Consider the following 16204-nt stretch of genomic DNA (forward strand, 5'->3'; position numbering starts at 1 on the left):
CGTATCGACTGGGGGCCTTCGTGCTGGTGGGGCTAACAGGATTTGAACCTGTGGCCTCATCCTTATCAGGGATGCGCTCTAACCAACTGAGCTATAGCCCCGCCGCGCTCTGCGGTGTATGTCCCGCGCGCTGACTCCTGAAGATTAGCGCACGAGGCGGGCAGTCCCAAAATCGGTTGGCGCGGGACCCGGGAGGGACGGTCACTCGTCCTCGGCGAGCGTCAGCTCCACCCCGCCGACGAAGCCGGCGGACAGGTTGTAGATGAACGCGCCCAGCGTGGCCAGAGCCGTGGCGAGGACGACGTCGATGACCGCGATGACCGTCGCGAACAGCAGCACGTTGGGCAGCGACAGGAAGGACTGCAGGTCGAAGCCGTTGGACTCGTTCGAGCCGGTCGCCTCGGAGATCGTGCCGCCGACGGTCGAGAAGACGCCCATGGCGTCCATCACCATCCACAGGACGGCGGACGCGACGATCGTGCAGATGCCGAGCGCGATGGAGAGCAGGAAGCTGACCTTCATCACCGACCACGGGTCCGCCTTCGAGACCCGCAGCCGCGCCTTGCGCACGCGGGGCGTGGTGCGGGCGCCGGTGCGGGGGCGGCGCACGGCTGCGGTCGCGTTGCCACCCTGCGTCTGGTAGGCCTGCGGCGGGTGGTACGGCCCGCCGGGCTGTTGGGGCTGCCGTTCTCCCGGCAGCGGCGAGGCCGCCGCTTGAGTCTGCTGGCCTCGGGTGTCCGTCACAGTTCCCCCCTGGGATCCATGCGTTGTGGACGGGCTCGCCGAGTGCGAATCGGTCGTGCCGTCGTCGATCTTGCGCAGCTGAGTGGTGTGCGGATCGGTCGCACGCGCGGCGGAGCCACGGCCGCCGCCGCCCGTTTCCGTACCCCTGGAGGTACCGGCCGACCCGGCGCCCGTGGCTCCGCTCACGATGACTCTCTCCTCGTGCTACTCGTCCGAGGGCGCCTCACCCTCGTCCGTGCCGGTGGTCGCGGCACCCTCGGCGGTCTCGTCGACGACCACATCGCCGTCGACCTCCTCCGCCTCGCGTCCCGCCTCGGCGTTGCGTGCGATGCCGACGACGGCATCGCGCTTGCCCAGATTGATCAGTTGGACGCCCATGGTGTCACGGCCCGTCTCCCTGACCCCGCTGACTCGCGTACGAATCACACCGCCCGAGAGGGTGATGGCGAGGATCTCGTCGTGCTCCTCGACCACCAGCGCACCCACGAGCGATCCGCGGTCCTCGACGATCTTGGCGGCCTTGATGCCGAGGCCGCCGCGGCCCTGGACGCGGTACTCGTCGACGGAGGTCCGCTTCGCGTAACCGCCGTCGGTGGCAGTGAACACGAACGTACCGGCTCGAACAACATTCATCGAGAGCAGCTCGTCCCCTTCGCGGAAACTCATGCCCTTGACGCCCGAGGTGGCACGGCCCATCGGACGCAGTGTGTCGTCCGAGGCGGTGAACCTGATCGACTGCGCCTTCCTGCTGATCAGCAGCAGATCGTCCTCGGCCGACACGAGTTCGGCTCCGATCAGTTCGTCGTCGGATCCGTCCTCCTGCTCGCGCAGGTTGATGGCGATCACGCCGCCGGAGCGCGGTGAGTCGTAGTCCTTCAGCGGTGTCTTCTTCACCAGGCCGGCCTTGGTGGCCAGGACCAGGTACGGAACCGCCTCGTAGTCGCGGATCGCGCGGATCTGGGCGATCGTCTCGTCCGGCTGGAAGGCCAGGAGGTTGGCCACGTGCTGGCCGCGCGCGTCCCGGCCGGCGTCGGGCAGCTCGTAGGCCTTCACCCGGTAGACGCGGCCCTTGTTGGTGAAGAACAGCAGCCAGTGGTGCGTGGTGGACACGAAGAAGTGGTTGACGATGTCGTCTTCCTTGAGCTTCGTGCCGCGCACCCCCTTGCCGCCGCGCTTCTGGGCGCGGTAGTCGTCGGTCTTGGTGCGCTTGATGTAGCCGCCCCGCGTGACCGTGACGACGATGTCCTCCTCGGCGATCAGGTCCTCGATGGACATGTCGCCCTCGTAGGGGATCAGCTTCGTCTTGCGGTCGTCGCCGTACTTCTCGACCAGCGCCGTCAGCTCCTCGCTGACGATGCCGCGCTGGCGGACGGGGGACGAGAGGATCTCGTTGTACTCGCGGATCTTGGCCTGGAGCTCGTCGTGCTCCTGGACGATCTTCTGCCGCTCCAGGGCCGCCAGCCGGCGGAGCTGCATCTCCAAGATCGCGTTGGCCTGGATCTCGTCGATCTCCAGGAGCTCCATCAGGCCGCCGCGCGCGATCTCGACGGTGTCGCTGCGCCGGATCAGCGCGATGACCTCGTCGATGGCGTCCAGGGCCTTGAGCAGGCCGCGCAGGATGTGCGCCCGCTCCTCGGCCTTGCGCAGCCGGAACTTGGTCCGCCGAACGATGACCTCGATCTGGTGGTTCACCCAGTGGCGGATGAACGCGTCCAGGGAGAGGGTGCGCGGCACCCCGTCCACCAGGGCCAGCATGTTGGCGCTGAAGTTGGACTGCAGGTCGGTGTGCTTGTACAGGTTGTTCAGGACGACCTTGGCGACCGCGTCCCGCTTCAGCACGATGACCAGGCGCTGACCGGTGCGCGAGGAGGTCTCGTCACGGACGTCGGCGATGCCGCCGACCTTGCCGTCCTTCACCAGGTCGGCGATCTTCTGCGCGAGGTTGTCCGGGTTGGTCTGGTACGGCAGCTCCGTGACCACCAGGCACTGGCGGTTCTGGATCTCCTCGACCTCGACGACCGCGCGCATGGTGATCGAGCCGCGCCCGGTGCGGTACGCCTCCTCGATGCCCTTGCGGCCCACCACCAGGGCGCCGGTCGGGAAGTCCGGGCCCTTGATGCGCTCGATGAGCGCGTCCAGCAGCTCCTCGTGCGAGGCCTCGTAGTTCTCCAGGTACCACTGGGCGCCGGCCGCGACCTCGCGCAGGTTGTGCGGCGGGATGTTGGTCGCCATGCCGACCGCGATACCGGCCGAGCCGTTGATCAGCAGGTTCGGGAAGCGGGCCGGCAGGACGGTCGGCTCCTGGGAGCGGCCGTCGTAGTTGTCCGTGAAGTCGACGGTCTCCTCGTCGATGTCGCGGACCATCTCCATCGACAGCGGCGCCATCTTGCACTCGGTGTAGCGCATGGCCGCCGCCGGGTCGTTGCCCGGCGAGCCGAAGTTGCCGTTGGAGTCGACGAGCGGCATGCGCATCGACCACGGCTGGGCGAGGCGCACCAGGGCGTCGTAGATGGAGCTGTCGCCGTGCGGGTGGTAGTTGCCCATGACGTCGCCGACGACGCGCGCGCACTTGTAGAAGCCGCGCTCGGGGCGGTAGCCGCCGTCGTACATGGCGTACAGCACGCGCCGGTGGACGGGCTTGAGGCCGTCGCGGACGTCGGGCAGCGCACGCGAGACGATGACGGACATCGCGTAGTCGAGGTAGGAGCGCTGCATCTCCGTCTCGAGCCCGACGGGCTCGACGCGCATGGCCAGGGCGTCACCCTCGGGCGGCGTCACAGGAGTGTTCTCGTCGGTCATTGCTGGTGAAGGTCCTTCCTGGTGCGGTCAGCTGAGACCGACTCAGATGTCGAGGAAGCGGACGTCCTTGGCGTTGCGCTGGATGAACGCGCGCCGGGCCTCGACGTCCTCGCCCATCAGTACCGAGAACAGGTCGTCGGCCTGCGCGGCGTCGTCGAGGGTGACCTGGCCGAGCACGCGGTGCTCCTGGTCCATGGTCGTGACGCGCAGCTCCTCGGCGTTCATCTCGCCGAGGCCCTTGAAGCGCTGCACGGAGTCCTCGCGGATGCGCTTGCCGGCGTTGCGTCCCAGCTCGATCAGGGCGTCGCGCTCGCGGTCGGAGTACGCGTACTCGAAGTCGTCCCGGCCCCACTTGATCTTGTAGAGCGGCGGGCGGGAGAGGTACACGTGCCCGGCCTCGACCAGCGGCCGCATGAAGCGGAACAGGAAGGTCAGCAGCAGGGTGCTGATGTGCTGGCCGTCGACGTCGGCGTCCGCCATCAAAATGATCTTGTGATAGCGGAGCTTCTCGATGTCGAAGTCCTCGTGCACACCCGTGCCGAACGCGGAGATCATCGCCTGGATCTCCTGGTTCTGCAGGATCCGGTCGATGCGCGCCTTCTCGACGTTGAGGATCTTGCCGCGGATCGGGAGGATCGCCTGGTACTGCGGGTTCCGGCCGGACTTGGCGGAGCCGCCGGCGGAGTCGCCCTCGACGATGAAGATCTCGCACTTGGTCGGGTCGTTCGACTGGCAGTCGGAGAGCTTGCCCGGCAGGGACGCCGTCTCCAGCAGGCCCTTACGACGCGTCAGATCACGGGCCTTGCGGGCCGCCACGCGCGCGGTGGCCGCCTGGATGCCCTTGCGGATGATGTCCGCGGCCTCGTTCGGGTTCCGGTCGAGCCAGTCGGTGAGGTGCTCGTAGACCACGCGCTGGACGAAGGTCTTGACCTCCGTGTTGCCCAGCTTGGTCTTGGTCTGGCCCTCGAACTGCGGCTCGCTCAGCTTCACCGAGATGATCGCGGTCAGACCCTCGCGGATGTCGTCACCCGTGAGGTTGTCGTCCTTCTCCCGCAGCAGCCGCTTGTCGCGCGCGTACTTGTTGATCAGCGAGGTGAGCGCCGCGCGGAAGCCCTCTTCGTGCGTACCGCCCTCGTGCGTGTGGATGATGTTGGCGAAGGAGTACACCCCCTCGGTGTAACCGCCGTTCCACTGCATGGCGACCTCGAGGGAGAGGCTCTTCTCCTTGTCCTCGGCCTCCAGGTCGATCACGGTGGGGTGCACCAGCTCTCCCTTGCGGGAGTTCAGGTACTTCACGAAGTCGACGATGCCGCCCTCGTAGTGGTACGAGACGCTCTTGACCTCGTGCTTCTCGTCCTCGCCCGCCTCGTCCGCGCCGGCGGTGGCCTTCGCCGACTCGCGCTCGTCGGTGAGGTTGATCTTCAGGCCCTTGTTGAGGAAGGCCATCTCCTGGAAGCGCCGGGAGAGCGTCTCGAAGGAGTAGTCGGTGGTCTCGAAGATGTCCCCGTCGGCCCAGAAGGTGACCGACGTGCCGGTCTCCTCGATGGCCTCGTGCCGGGCGAGCGGCGCCGTGGGGACGCCCAGCTTGTACTCCTGCGTCCAGCGGTAGCCGTCGGTCCTGACCTCCACGGCGACCCGCGTGGAAAGGGCGTTGACGACGGAGACACCCACGCCGTGCAGACCGCCGGAGACCGCGTAGCCGCCGCCGCCGAACTTGCCGCCCGCGTGCAGCACGGTCAGCACGACCTCGACGGCGGGCTTGCCCTCGGAGGGGACGATGCCCACCGGGATGCCGCGGCCGTTGTCGACGACCCGGACGCCGCCGTCGGCGAGGATCGTGACGTCGATGGTGTCCGCGTGGCCGGCCAGCGCCTCGTCGACGGAGTTGTCCACGACCTCCTGCACCAGGTGGTGCAGGCCCCGTTCACCGGTCGAGCCGATGTACATACCGGGTCGCTTGCGGACCGCGTCCAGACCCTCGAGGACGGTGATGGCACTGGCGTCGTACGAGGTGGGAGCCTCGCCGGTCGAGGTGCTCACCGCGTCGTTCACGCCGGTGTCGGTGGACGGATTGTTCTCGTTGGGGTTGCCGGAATCGGCCACGAAGCGCCCTTTCTGGCACAGCACGAGCCGGGCTCGTCGGCGGATTGCCGGAGCGGCTGCGGCATGTTGCGTTGGTAAGCCTTGATCAGCGTTGCTCAGCTACTCCCGGACGGTCCCCACGTTCGGGGCGGGATTGTCTTCCATTCTACCGGTAGCACTGACACTGATGGGGGTTTGCCGGTACCTGAGTCCGCATGTGCCGCCCTGAACCGTGCTCGTCCGACTCCCGATATAGGGAAGGGGGCCTCAAGAGGCTCACGACGGCACTCAGCGCTTCGAGACGTCAACCCTTGGCTACTTGGGAGTCAGAACCCGATTCGCAACCGTGTGCGGTTGTACGACGAAGAGGGCGCCAACGGTTCACACCGACCGCTGACGCCCATTTATGTGAGGTACATCACCCACCCCTGACGGGGTGCCAGATCACCCGTAGGTGTCGCCCGGACCCTTGCTGCCCGGCGCGCGCAACGGGCCGTAACGGCGGCCCGGGCCCCCGGGACCGCCGGGTCCCAGCACCTTGATCACCCGTACCGAACCATGGCCCAGATCCTCGTTGAGCCGCGCCACCAGCGTCGGCGCGAGCAGCCTCAGGTTCGTCGCCCAGGCCGTCGAGTCGCAGCGGACGACCAGCACCCGCTCGTCCTCGTCGTACCGCTCCGGCACGCAGTGCTTGGCCACGTCCTCACCGACGATCTGCGGCCAGCGCCCCATCACCCCGCCGACCGCCGCCGGCGTCTCCCAGCCGCGCTCGGTGATCAGCCGGTTGATCGCCGACCCCAGCGCCATCGGGTCGCGGCCGTCCGCGCGCGCACCGGAGCGCAGACCGCCGCGCCGGGCCTGCTGCTTCTGCTGCGCCGCGTCCCCCCGCGCGCGTGCCGCCTCACGGGCCGCCCTGAGCGCCACGCGCGCGAGGTCGACGCCGGACGGCTCCGGCTGACCGGCGCTGTCACCGGAGGACTTCCCGGGTCCCGCTCCGTCCGCGCTCATACGCGCTCCACCGTGCCCTCGGCCACCGCGTACCGCGCCCCCGCCAGCACGTCCGGTACGTCGTCGTCGACCGCGGCCGTCACCAGTACCTGCTCGCCGGGCGCCACCAGCTCCGCCAGCCGCTCGCGGCGCCGCGCGTCCAGCTCGGCGAAGACGTCGTCGAGCACCAGCACCGGCTCGTTGCCCTCGGCGCGCAGCAGGTCGAACGAGGCCAGCCGCAGCGACAGCGCGTACGACCAGGACTCGCCGTGCGAGGCGTATCCCTTGGCGGGCAGCTCACCGAGCTTGAGCAGCAGGTCGTCCCGGTGCGGGCCCACCAGGGTGACGCCCCGCTCGATCTCCTGCTTGCGGGCCTCGGCCAGAGCGGCCATCAGCTGCTCGAAGAGGTCCTCGCGCGTGTGCGCCTCACCGGGCGCGGACGGCTTGTACTCCAGGGTGACGGGTCCGCCGCCCGGGGCCAGCTGTTCGTACGCCTTGTCGGCCAGCGGCTGCACGGTGGCGATCAGGTCCAGGCGCTGCGCGAGCAGCTCGGCACCCGCGCGCGCGAGGTGCTGGTCCCAGACGTCGAGTGTGGACAGGTCCATCGTGCGCCCGCCGTGCCGGCGCGCGAGCGCGGCCGACTTCAGCAGGGTGTTGCGCTGCTTGAGCACCCGGTCGTAGTCGGAGCGCACTCCGGCCATCCGCGGCGAGCGGGCGGTGATCAGCTCGTCGAGGAAGCGGCGCCGCTCCCCGGGGTCGCCCTTCACCAGCGCGAGGTCCTCCGGGGCGAACAGCACGGTGCGCACGATGCCGAGCACGTCACGGGGCCTGACCTGCGTGGACCTGTTGACACGGGCGCGGTTGGCCCGGCCCGGGTTCAGCTCCAGCTCGATCAGCTGCTGCCGCTCGCCCTGGCGGACCTGGGCGCGGATCACCGCACGCTCGGTGCCCATGCGGATTAGGGGGGCGTCGGAGGAGACGCGGTGGCTGCCGAGGGTGGCGAGATAGCCGACCGCCTCGACGAGGTTCGTCTTCCCCTGCCCGTTGGGGCCGACGAAGGCGGTGACGCCCGGGTCCAGGGGCACCTCGACCCGGGCGTACGAACGGAAGTCGGCCAGCGACAGATGCGTGACGTGCATGGTGGTGCGCCGACCTCCCAACCCTCGGGTGCTGCTTACTTCTTCTCGACCGCGTGACCGCCGAACTGGTTGCGCAGCGCGGCGATCATCTTCATCTGCGGCGAGTCGTCCTGCCGGGACGCGAACCGGGCGAACAGCGACGCCGTGATCGCCGGCAGCGGCACCGCGTTGTCGATCGCGGCCTCCACCGTCCAGCGTCCCTCACCGGAGTCCTGTGCGTAACCGCGCAGGTCACCGAGGTGCTCGTCCTCGTCGAGCGCGTTGACGGCCAGGTCCAGCAGCCAGGAACGGATCACCGTGCCCTCCTGCCAGGAGCGGAAGACCTCGCGGACGTTCTCCACGGAGTCGACCTTCTCCAGCAGCTCCCAGCCCTCGGCGTAGGCCTGCATCATCGCGTACTCGATGCCGTTGTGGACCATCTTCGCGAAGTGGCCCGCGCCGACCTTGCCGGCGTGCACGGAGCCGAAGTCGCCCTCCGGCTTGAGGGCGTCGAAGACCGGCTGCACCTTGGCGACGTTCTCCGCGTCGCCGCCGTACATCAGGGCGTAGCCGTTCTCCAGGCCCCACACGCCGCCGGAGACGCCGCAGTCGACGAAGCCTATGCCCTTGGCGGCCAGCTCCTCGGCGTGCTTCTCGTCGTCCGTCCAGCGGGAGTTCCCGCCGTCGACGACGACGTCGCCGGGCTCGAGCAGCTCGCCGAGGCGGTCGACGGTGGCCTGGGTGGCCTCGCCGGCCGGGACCATGACCCAGACCACGCGGGGGGCCTCCAGCTTGCCCACGAGCTCTTCCAGGCTGTGGACGTCGGCGAGGTCCGGATTGCGGTCGTATCCGACGACGGTGTGGCCCGCGCGGCGGATCCGCTCGCGCATGTTGCCGCCCATCTTGCCGAGGCCGACGAGACCGAGCTCCATCAGTTGCTTTCCTTAGGTGTGCGAGGGGGCGGGACGGCACGTCCTGAACCACCGGATGCGTGCCGCGGCACTTTCGTACCCGCGCCGAGCCTAAACCCGGACGTCCGTGCACAGTTGTGGGCGTACGCGCTCAGACGCACGCCCTCATCTGCGGTTTCGTCCCCAGGCTGTGGACGGTCCGGGGCCGCCCCTCGAAGTGTCGGCCGCTCAGCCGCTCAGCCGCACCGGCATGATCAGGTACTTGTAGGCCTCGTCCGCCTCGGCGTCCAGGGCGGGCTTGCCGCTGAGCAGCGCCGGCTTCGTGGACGTCGTGAAGGACAGCTGGGCCACCGGGGAGTCGATCGCGCTCAGGCCGTCCAGCAGGAACGTCGGGTTGAAGGCGATCGAGATGTCGTCGCCCTCCAGCTGCGCGTCGACCCTCTCCACAGCCTGTGCGTCGTCGCTGGAACCGGCCTCCAGGATCAGCACGCCCTGCTCGAAACTGAGTCGCACGGGGGTGTTGCGCTCCGCCACCAGGGCCACGCGCTTGACGGCCTCCACGAAGGGGGCGGTCTCGATCACCGCGACGCTGTTGAACTCCGTCGGGAACAGCGTCTTGTACTTCGGGAGGTCACCCTCCAGCAGACGCGTCGTGGTCCGGCGGCCCGCACCCTCGAAGCCGATCAGACCCTCGCCCGCACCGGAACCGGCCAGCGCGAGGATCACCTGGTCGCCGCTGGTCAGCGCCTTGGCGGTGTCCTGGAGCGTCTTGGCGGGCACCAGGGCGACCGCGGAGACCTCCGGGTTCTCCGGCTTCCACAGGAACTCGCGGACCGCGAAGCGGTAGCGGTCGGTGGAGGCCAGGGTGACCGAGTCGCCCTCGATCTCGATGCGCACACCGGTGAGCACGGGCAGCGTGTCGTCGCGGCCCGCGGCGATGGCGACCTGCTGCACGGCCGCGGCGAACACCTCGCCGGGGACGGTGCCCGTGGCCTCCGGCATCTGCGGCAGCGCCGGGTACTCCTCGACCGGCAGGGTGTGGAGGGTGAACCGCGAGGAACCGCAGACCACCGTCGCCCGTACACCGTCTGTGGAAATCTCCACCGGCCGGTTGGGGAGCGCGCGGGAGATGTCCGCGAGCAGGCGGCCGGAGACGAGGACCGTGCCCTCCTCCTCGACCTCCGCCTCCACCGAGACCCGCGCGGAGACCTCGTAGTCGAAGCTGGACAGGCTCAGCTGCCCCTCCTCGGCCTTCAGCAGCAGGCCCGCGAGGACCGGCGCCGGCGGACGGGCCGGAAGGCTGCGGGCCGCCCAGGCCACCGCCTCCGCGAGTACGTCGCGTTCCACCCGGATCTTCACTGTTGCCGCCTCCTGCTGTTGCCGGCGCTGCTCGCCCTGCCTGGCTTTCGTCGTCTGAGTCGGTGTCGTCGGTCCCCCTCGGGGGCAGAACACCGGGGACCAGTCTGACGCACCCCACTGACAGTAGGTGCCGTTCGGGGTCAAGTCGTGCCGAGGGGCGGTCGGGCCCGAGAGGCCGAGTTGTGCACAGGTCCCGCTTCGAAACGGATTCCGCACTCTCTCTAGTCGGGAGTAGTAGTAGGGCCTGTGGATACCGTGGATAACCTCGTTTCCCCAGGTCAGCGCAGGAATTTTGTCCACTGCCCCTGTGGGCTGAGCCGGTGGACAACCGGGCGCTTCTGTGGAGAACGGAAAGTTCTGCACACTCCGTGCACAGGGAACGGCGACTTCTCCCCAGACCCGTCCCCAGGTTTGCGCGTCTTTCCCACAGCCCCCTCCGGCACCTCGGTGTGACGCCTTTCACTCGACCCGGTGAGGAGGCGCGTCACGTTGCCGAACAGTGGACAGGCATGTGGAGAAGCGGGTGATCACTGGGGACAACCCGCTCCAGCCTGTGGGTTGCCCGTGGACAACTTGATGCACAGCCTGTGGATCATTTTTTTGTCCACAGCCTGTGGAGATCGTTCGTCCACGAATCCACAGGAGGATGACCTGCCCTGATCGTCTCCCACCACCCTGGCCTGTGGACAGGCTTGGGACAACTTCCCGGTCCCCAAGGTGTGGACGGGAAAAAGTCACCGAATCTGTGGAGGACGGCCGTAACCCGGCGAGTATTCGAACAGCCCGGCTGCGGCGGGAGCGGGCGGGGTGCGCCGCGGACGGGCGGGAGGAGCGGCCCAGGGGGGCAGGAGGCCGACCGGGGGTGCGCGGCGACGGTCCCCGGGCGCCGCGCGAGGCGGGGAGCGGGCGGGAGGGACGGGACAGGGCGCGCCGGAGGGCCGCGGGTGCCGGGCACCAAGGAGGCGCCCCCGGGTCTCCCCGGAGGCGCCTCATGGAGTGGGTGCGGGAACGCGTCGGCCCGCGGCCGTCAGCCGTTCTTGATGCGGTTGGTCAGCTCGGTCACCTGGTTGTAGATCGAGCGCCGCTCGGCCATCAGATTGCGGATCTTGCGGTCGGCGTGCATCACCGTGGTGTGGTCCCGTCCTCCGAACAGCGCGCCGATCTTCGGCAGCGAGAGGTCCGTCAGCTCACGGCACAGGTACATGGCGATCTGCCGGGCCGTCACCAGCGCGCGCCCGCGCGAGGTGCCGCACAGGTCCTCGACGGTGAGGCCGAAGTAGTCGGCGGTCGCGCCCATGATCGCCGTCGACGTGATCTCGGGGGCCGAGTCCTCACCGCCCGGGATCAGGTCCTTGAGGACGATCTCCGTCAGGCCCAGGTCGACCGGCTGCCGGTTGAGCGAGGCGAACGCCGTCACCCGGATCAGCGCGCCCTCCAGCTCGCGGATGTTGCGCGAGATCCGGGAGGCGATGAACTCCAGCACCTCCGGCGGGGCGTTGAGCTGCTCCTGCACCGCCTTCTTGCGCAGGATCGCGATGCGCGTCTCCAGCTCGGGCGGCTGGACGTCGGTGGTCAAACCCCACTCGAAGCGGTTCCGCAACCGGTCCTCCAGCGTCACCAGCTGCCTGGGCGGCCGGTCGGAGGAGAGCACGATCTGCTTGTTGGCGTTGTGGAGCGTGTTGAAGGTGTGGAAGAACTCCTCCTGCGTCGACTCCTTGTCCGCCAGGAACTGGATGTCGTCGACGAGCAGGATGTCCATCTCGCGGTAGCGCTTGCGGAAGCTGTCGCCCTTGCCGTCGCGGATGGAGTTGATGAACTCGTTGGTGAACTCCTCGGAGCTCACGTAGCGCACGCGCGTGCCGGGGTAGAGGCTGCGGGCGTAGTGCCCGATGGCGTGCAGGAGGTGGGTCTTGCCGAGTCCCGACTCCCCGTAGATGAACAGCGGGTTGTACGCCTTGGCGGGTGCCTCCGCGACCGCGACGGCCGCCGCGTGGGCGAAGCGGTTGGAGGCGCCGATGACGAAGGTGTCGAACAGGTACTTCGGGTTCAGCCGCGCGGTCGGCTCGCCCGGTCCGGTCGCCGGCGCGGGCTGTGCCGCCAGCGGGCCCGGGGCGCCGGTGGTGGGGCCGGGCCCGACGGGGCCGCCACGGTGCACGTGCCCCGTGGCCGAGGGCGGCTCCGGCAGGTCGCGGCGGGGCCTGCGCTGCTCGTAGTCGCCGCGCTGCTGCTCGTAGTCGCTCCGGGGCTGGTCGTAGTCGCCCCGGTCGTACTCCTTGCGCGGCTGGTCGTAGTCGCCGCGGTCGTAGTCCTTGCGCGGCTGGTCGTACTCACCGCGCTGCGCGTCGTACGGCGGGCGCTCCGGTGACTGCGCCCGGTAGTCCTGGGAGTACGGATCCTGCGGGTACGGCTCCTGGCCGTAGCCGTCCTGCGGCGGTGACGCGTAGGGGTCGCGCTCGGGGAAGCCGAGGCGCTGCTGCTGCCAGCCGTAGTCGTCGGGCTGCGCCGGACGAGGCCACGAGCCGGGCTCGGGGCGCTGGTACTCCTGCGGATAGGCGGGGCGGGCGGTGGGGAGCTGGTCGGCGCGGTGGCGGCCGTAGCCCTCGTACTCGTCGCGGCCGCCCTGGCCCGGGCCGGGGGCCGGAAGCTCGGGCTCCTCGTAGCGGGGCTGGGGCCGGGCGGGCGGCGCCTGCGGCGCAGGCGCCGCGGGCTCGCCCACGGTGTCGTCGACGGTGATCGCGATACGGATGGGCCGGCCGCACTCGCGGCTCAGCGTCTCACTGACGACGGGGGCGAGACGCCCCTCCAGTACGCCCTTGGCGAACTCGTTCGGTACCGCGAGCAGGGCGGTGTCGGCGACCAGCGCGAGGGGCTGGCAGCGCCGGATCCAGTGCTCGTCCTTCGACTCGACGCCCTTCCCGCGGCCCTCCCCGAGGAGTTGCTCCAGTACGCGTGGCCACACTGCGGCAAGATCGGCAGGTACGTCAGCCACAGGGCACGCTCTCTCACGAGTCCCTCGAAGGTGTGATCCGGGGACGGGTCGGGATGAAACTCGGGTGGGGCAGGGATAAGGGAACGAATCGGAGTTCAGCCACGGTAGTCAGCGCGGCCGGTAGGGTTCAAGTTGTTGTCCCCAGCCTGTGGACAAGTGTCTCCCGGTCACCGCTGGTTTGACCGAATGGCGCAGTCGCACGTACCGTAACCAGGTCGAGTTGTCGATGGCTGCTGCCGCCTGCCTCCGATGGGCACAGGTCACGTCAGGTGATCGAAAAGCGGTGCACTCGGGCGTAACGCGAGCTACTCGTGGGCGCACGGTGACAGCCAGGACGGCACCCCGCCAACCCCGATTCTTTCTGGAGCCCCCGAGTGAGCAAGCGCACCTTCCAGCCGAACAACCGTCGTCGCGCCAAGACCCACGGCTTCCGGCTGCGTATGCGCACCCGTGCCGGCCGCGCGATTCTCGCGACCCGCCGCAGCAAGGGTCGCGCCCGTCTGTCCGCCTGATCCCGGTCAGGTCATGACATCGTGCTGCCCACCGAGAACCGGCTGAGGCGGCGCGAGGACTTCGCGACCGCGGTACGACGAGGCCGCCGGGCCGGCCGTCCGGCCCTCGTCGTCCACCACCGAAGCGGTGCCACGGACCCGCACGCGCCTGGGGAGAGCGCTCCCCCGACACGTGCGGGTTTCGTCGTGAGCAAAGCTGTCGGTGGCGCGGTGGTGCGCAACAAGGTGAAGCGCAGGCTTCGCCATCTGATGCGCGACCGGATCGACCTGTTCCCCCCCGGTAGCCTGGTAGTCGTACGAGCGCTGCCCGGTGCGGGTGACGCCGACCATGCACAGCTGGCCCGAGACCTGGACGCCGCCATCGAGCGGCTCACGGGAGGGGGCGCGCGATGAAGTACCCGCTACTGGCTCTGATCAAGCTGTACCAGTGGACGATCAGTCCGCTACTGGGGCCGGTCTGCAAGTACTACCCGTCGTGCTCCCACTACGGCTACACGGCCATCGACCGGCACGGTGCCATCAAGGGCACGGCGCTCACCGCCTGGCGGATCCTGCGATGCAATCCGTGGTCGCCGGGCGGTGTGGACCATGTCCCGCAGCGCAAGCGCCCGCGGTGGCACGAAGCGCTGCGCGGCGCGTGGCGTGCACGCAAGGGCGGGCCCTCCGCCGCCGAACCGGCCATCGAAGGACAGGCTTCTCCCGCGAGTCCGCCCGGTCCTACGAGCCCGGCCGCAGAGACCCAGTCCCATGCCCAAGGAGCATGATTAGTGGACACGATTGCCAGCCTCTTCAGCTTCATCACGACACCTGTCTCCTGGGTCATCGTCCAGTTCCACAGCGTGTACGGCGCCATCTTCGGCCCTGACACGGGATGGGCCTGGGGCCTGTCCATCGTGTCCCTGGTGATTCTCATCCGCATCTGCCTGATCCCGCTCTTCGTGAAGCAGATCAAGGCGACGCGCGGCATGCAGACGCTCCAGCCGGAGATGAAGAAGATCCAGGAGCGCTACAAGAACGACAAGCAGCGCCAGTCCGAAGAGATGATGAAGCTGTACAAGGAGACGGGTACCAACCCGCTCTCCTCGTGCCTTCCCATCCTGGCGCAGTCGCCGTTCTTCTTCGCCCTGTACCACGTGCTCAACAGCATCGCGTCGAACGACACCATCGGTGTGATCAACGATCGCCTGCTGGAGAGCGCCCAGAAGGCCCACATCTTCGGCGCGCCGCTGGCCGCGAAGTTCACCGACGGCTCCTCCAAGGTGGAAGCCCTCGGGTCCTCGCTGACGGACGTCCGTGTCGTCACCGCGATCATGATCGTGCTGATGTCGGCGTCGCAGTTCTTCACGCAGCGCCAGCTGATGACCAAGAACGTCGACACCACCGTGAAGACGCCGTTCATGCAGCAGCAGAAGATGCTGATGTACGTCTTCCCGGTCATGTTCGCCGTCTTCGGCATCAACTTCCCCGTCGGTGTCCTCGTCTACTGGCTGACCACCAACGTGTGGACCATGGGCCAGCAGATGTACGTCATCCGCAACAACCCGACGCCGGGCTCCAAGGCCCAGGCCGCCTACCTGGAGCGCCTGCACAAGAGCGTCACCCAGAACGGCAAGACGCGCGGGCGTGGTGAACGGGCGATCGTGAAGGCCATCGTCGCCAAGGGCCGGGACCGCAACGAGTTCGAGCGCAAGTTCATCAACGGTCTGAACAAGGCGGGCCTGGCGGCCCAAACCGACGGCACCGTGGTGAAGAGCGACACCGCCGTCGCCGCCCAGACCGAGGACGGCACGACCGTGGGCACCGTCGGCACGCCGAAGCGCCAGCAGCCCAAGCGGCAGAGCAAGTCCCAGCGCCAGTCCACGAAGGCGGCCGGCGAAGCCGAGCCCAAGACCTCGCTGACCAAGTCGGACGAGCCGCGGGACGGCAAACAGGACACCAACCCCGCCGGTGCCGCCAAGAAGCCGGCTCAGAAGTCCGGTGGCGGTGGCCGCAGCAAGGCCCAGTCCGGACAGCGCAAGGGCCCGCAGCGGCCCAAGTCCCCGTCGAAGAAGTAAGAAGGAGTCCATCCCGTGACGGAAGGCACCACCTCCGCCGCCGCCGAGGGCGCAGACACCCTGACGCGCCTCGAGCAGGAGGGCGAGATCGCTGCGGACTACCTGGAGGGTCTGCTCGACATCGCCGACCTCGACGGCGACATCGACATGGACGTCGAGGCCGACCGTGCGTCCGTCTCGATCATCAGCGACACGAACAGCCGTGACCTGCTGAAGCTCGTCGGCCGGGACGGCGAGGTGCTGGAGGCCCTGCAGGAGCTCACGCGCCTGGCCGTGCACCGGGAGACCGGCGACCGCAGCCGTCTGATGCTCGACATCGCCGGCCACCGGGCCACGAAGCGCGCCGAGCTGTCCGAGCTGGGAGCCAAGGCCGCGGCCGAGGTCAGGAGCAGCGGCGAGTCCGTGCGCATGAAGCCCATGACGCCCTTCGAGCGCAAGGTCGTGCACGACGCGGTCAAGGCCGCGGGGCTGCGCAGCGAGTCCGAGGGCGAGGAGCCGGAGCGCTTCGTCGTCGTGCTTCCCGCCTGATCGGTCCTCACGTTCTCCGGCCCCGTCTGTTGCGCAGGCGGGGCCGAATTTTGTCAGCCTGATAGTTCTGGTGGTTCTGGTAGCGGCGACTGGTGCGCCGGTGTCGTACGGAAGGACGGTC

Annotated in this window: 13 protein-coding genes and 1 tRNA gene; 5 read left to right on the forward strand and 9 right to left on the reverse strand. The window is 68.8% G+C overall.

The genetic code is table 11. From position 1 onward, the window contains the following. Positions 1-24 precede the first annotated feature (24 nt). The 9 genes from ACGF5T_RS05665 to dnaA form a co-directional block, all read right to left on the reverse strand. Positions 25-101 (reverse strand) — tRNA-Ile (locus ACGF5T_RS05665). A 100-nt stretch (positions 102-201) separates the two neighbouring features. Next, complete coding sequence (locus ACGF5T_RS05670) at positions 202-930, reverse strand: DUF3566 domain-containing protein (RefSeq protein ID WP_356602615.1); 729 nt, start codon at positions 928-930, stop codon at positions 202-204. A gap of 18 nt (positions 931-948) precedes the next feature. After that, positions 949-3543, reverse strand: a complete 2595-nt coding sequence (gene gyrA / locus ACGF5T_RS05675) for a DNA gyrase subunit A (RefSeq protein ID WP_361015980.1) — start codon at positions 3541-3543, stop codon at positions 949-951. A gap of 42 nt (positions 3544-3585) precedes the next feature. Then, positions 3586-5646 (reverse strand): DNA topoisomerase (ATP-hydrolyzing) subunit B, encoded by a 2061-nt coding sequence (gene gyrB / locus ACGF5T_RS05680; RefSeq protein ID WP_356602619.1) that lies wholly within the window; start codon positions 5644-5646, stop codon positions 3586-3588. 423 nt (positions 5647-6069) lie between these two features. Beyond that, complete coding sequence (locus tag ACGF5T_RS05685) at positions 6070-6633, reverse strand: DUF721 domain-containing protein (protein ID WP_361015978.1); 564 nt, start codon at positions 6631-6633, stop codon at positions 6070-6072. Further along, positions 6630-7751, reverse strand: a complete 1122-nt coding sequence (recF, locus tag ACGF5T_RS05690) for a DNA replication/repair protein RecF (protein WP_366769081.1) — start codon at positions 7749-7751, stop codon at positions 6630-6632. Before recF ends, ACGF5T_RS05685 begins: the two co-directional genes overlap by 4 nt. Before the next feature lie 35 nt (positions 7752-7786). After that, a complete protein-coding gene (gene gnd, locus ACGF5T_RS05695) occupies positions 7787-8662 on the reverse strand; it encodes a phosphogluconate dehydrogenase (NAD(+)-dependent, decarboxylating) (RefSeq protein ID WP_063482514.1) in 876 nt (291 codons plus the stop codon). Between the two features lie 207 nt (positions 8663-8869). Further along, positions 8870-10000 (reverse strand): DNA polymerase III subunit beta, encoded by a 1131-nt coding sequence (gene dnaN / locus ACGF5T_RS05700; RefSeq protein ID WP_356602625.1) that lies wholly within the window; start codon positions 9998-10000, stop codon positions 8870-8872. 1027 nt (positions 10001-11027) lie between these two features. Further along, on the reverse strand, positions 11028-12989 hold the full coding sequence (gene dnaA / locus ACGF5T_RS05705; RefSeq protein ID WP_366769082.1) for a chromosomal replication initiator protein DnaA: 1962 nt from the start codon (positions 12987-12989) through the stop codon (positions 11028-11030). A 374-nt stretch (positions 12990-13363) separates the two neighbouring features. Between dnaA and rpmH the strand changes: the two genes are divergently transcribed. Genes rpmH through ACGF5T_RS05730 form a run of 5 tightly spaced genes read left to right on the forward strand, consistent with a single transcriptional unit; the run spans position 13364 to position 16083 of the window. Further along, entirely contained in the window at positions 13364-13501 is a 138-nt protein-coding gene (rpmH, locus tag ACGF5T_RS05710; RefSeq protein ID WP_003975051.1) for a 50S ribosomal protein L34, read from the forward strand. 21 nt (positions 13502-13522) lie between these two features. Then, positions 13523-13894: a ribonuclease P protein component gene (gene rnpA / locus ACGF5T_RS05715; RefSeq protein WP_079030275.1), complete on the forward strand. Its 372-nt coding sequence runs from the start codon at positions 13523-13525 to the stop codon at positions 13892-13894. After that, positions 13891-14265: a membrane protein insertion efficiency factor YidD gene (gene yidD, locus ACGF5T_RS05720; protein ID WP_356602630.1), complete on the forward strand. Its 375-nt coding sequence runs from the start codon at positions 13891-13893 to the stop codon at positions 14263-14265. The genes rnpA and yidD overlap by 4 nt, the downstream gene beginning before the upstream one ends. A 3-nt stretch (positions 14266-14268) precedes the next feature. After that, complete coding sequence (yidC, locus tag ACGF5T_RS05725) at positions 14269-15555, forward strand: membrane protein insertase YidC (protein WP_356602632.1); 1287 nt, start codon at positions 14269-14271, stop codon at positions 15553-15555. 15 nt (positions 15556-15570) lie between these two features. Beyond that, positions 15571-16083 (forward strand): R3H domain-containing nucleic acid-binding protein, encoded by a 513-nt coding sequence (locus ACGF5T_RS05730; RefSeq protein ID WP_356602634.1) that lies wholly within the window; start codon positions 15571-15573, stop codon positions 16081-16083. Positions 16084-16204 lie beyond the last annotated feature (121 nt).

The organism is Streptomyces sp. NPDC047853, from assembly GCF_043204535.1.
In the GTDB taxonomy this organism is placed as follows: Bacteria; Actinomycetota; Actinomycetes; order Streptomycetales; family Streptomycetaceae; genus Streptomyces.